Origin of the sequence: Jeotgalibacillus aurantiacus (assembly GCF_020595125.1) — a bacterium.
Classification (GTDB): Bacteria; Bacillota; Bacilli; order Bacillales; family Jeotgalibacillaceae; genus Jeotgalibacillus; species Jeotgalibacillus aurantiacus.
Window position 1 is genome coordinate 1 of sequence record NZ_JACNMS010000012.1, and the last position, 1,442, is coordinate 1,442.

Sequence of the window (1,442 nt, forward strand, 5' to 3'; positions counted from 1 at the left end):
CCAAATCCGTTTTTCCAGAGCGTTTCTGCTTGTTTCTGCAGATTCTCGGCCTCTTGTTCTGTTAAGCCTAATGAAGCTTGAATTTTACCTTGAGATATATCAAAATCATTGGCTACTTTACCTGAGGCAAGACCGGCTGCAACGAGAGGAGTCGTTAAACCTACCGTTAACTTTTCACCTGCATTCCCGATTTTTTCACCGGCATCCTGAAGAGATTGCCCTGCTTTTTCTGCATTATCAGCAAACTTTGTCCAACCGCTCTCCGATTGTTTAAGTTCTGCCTCCTGCTTCTTTAATGCAGCATTTACTTGTTCAATTTCTGTTTCAGTACGAGTGTATTCTGCAATTGCCTTATTGAGCTTTGTTGCCAACTGTTCAGTTGCCTTAGCATCTTTTCCTTTTTCTTTGACAGAGGCCTCATATGCAGCCCTTAACTGCTTTACGTATCCTTCCTGCTGTTGCAAAGTTCGTCCTAACGTCTCTTGACGGGTTTTCAGCCCATCAACAGAGTCGCCCCACTCTTTACCCTTATTACGTAGGATCGCGAGCTCGCCGCCCATTGTTTTAAGATTACGCTCTGCAGATGATAAGGAACGATTAAATTCAGCTCCTCCATCAAGGGACAAGGATACTTTCAAACTTCCAATCTCATCAGCCATGTTCTCACCTCACTTTATAAAAGCAGCCAATCATATGTTTTCTTTGATGCCGATTTTGGTGGTGCATAAATATAGATGTATCTCCAGATGTCCATTTCATCGATTTCAATCAATGTGTGACCATTACTCAACAGGTGACGGTAAACCTTTTTGACAGTCATTAATTGACTGTCTTTTGACGCTCCCCCGAGGGTTCACCTTTTTTATCCGCGTAGGGATCCTTGTTGATCGACAAAATGAATTCAGTAATGACCCCCATTAACTGATGACTGGGCACTCCATCAAAAAATTCTTCTGCTGTAAACTGGTTTCTGAACGTCTTTACAATCAAGTCAACATATAGCTTGATTTCTGATGGCTTTAGCTGCTTTTTATTCTCAATTTTTTCTTCGATTTCAAAGTATGCGAGCATGGTTGATGCCGGCACAAACGGTACCGAAAAATGCTTCTCTTCTACTTCGTTTTGTTCGTCAATTACCTGCAATGTAATTTCCACTAATATCCCTCCAGATATAAAATAAGAGGACTCGGAAAGAGCCCTCCTTTACATAATCGAATTAAGGTGTTGGAACTGGCTCATAGACAGCTTCGAACCAAGAATCAGTAATAGCAGAATTTGTTGCGTTTTTACGAATCGTCGCTTTTTCCTCGCCATCAAAATCACGTGAAATGAACGTTGCTGTGATTGTAGGCGTGTTGAACTCTACTGATTCACCCTTTGTATTCGCCGTTCGTGATGGACGAGCGAATTTCCCTTTGAATAACCATACAAAAGCATCATCC

Annotated in this window: 3 protein-coding genes and 1 pseudogene; all 4 read right to left on the reverse strand. The window is 41.7% G+C overall.

All coding sequences use genetic code 11. The annotated features are described in order from the left end of the window. Positions 1 to 659, reverse strand: a pseudogene (locus H7968_RS17640) (hypothetical protein); the annotation flags it as partial. A 14-nt stretch (positions 660 to 673) separates the two neighbouring features. Further along, on the reverse strand, positions 674 to 820 hold the full coding sequence (locus H7968_RS17645) for a hypothetical protein (RefSeq protein WP_227397323.1): 147 nt from the start codon (positions 818 to 820) through the stop codon (positions 674 to 676). After that, on the reverse strand, positions 820 to 1,155 hold the full coding sequence (gene gpG / locus H7968_RS17650; protein WP_227397324.1) for a phage tail assembly chaperone G: 336 nt from the start codon (positions 1,153 to 1,155) through the stop codon (positions 820 to 822). Before gpG ends, H7968_RS17645 begins: the two co-directional genes overlap by 1 nt. 61 nt (positions 1,156 to 1,216) lie before the next feature. Further along, a partial coding sequence (locus tag H7968_RS17655; RefSeq protein ID WP_319799518.1) for a major tail protein occupies positions 1,217 to 1,442 on the reverse strand: 226 nt, incomplete at its 5' end.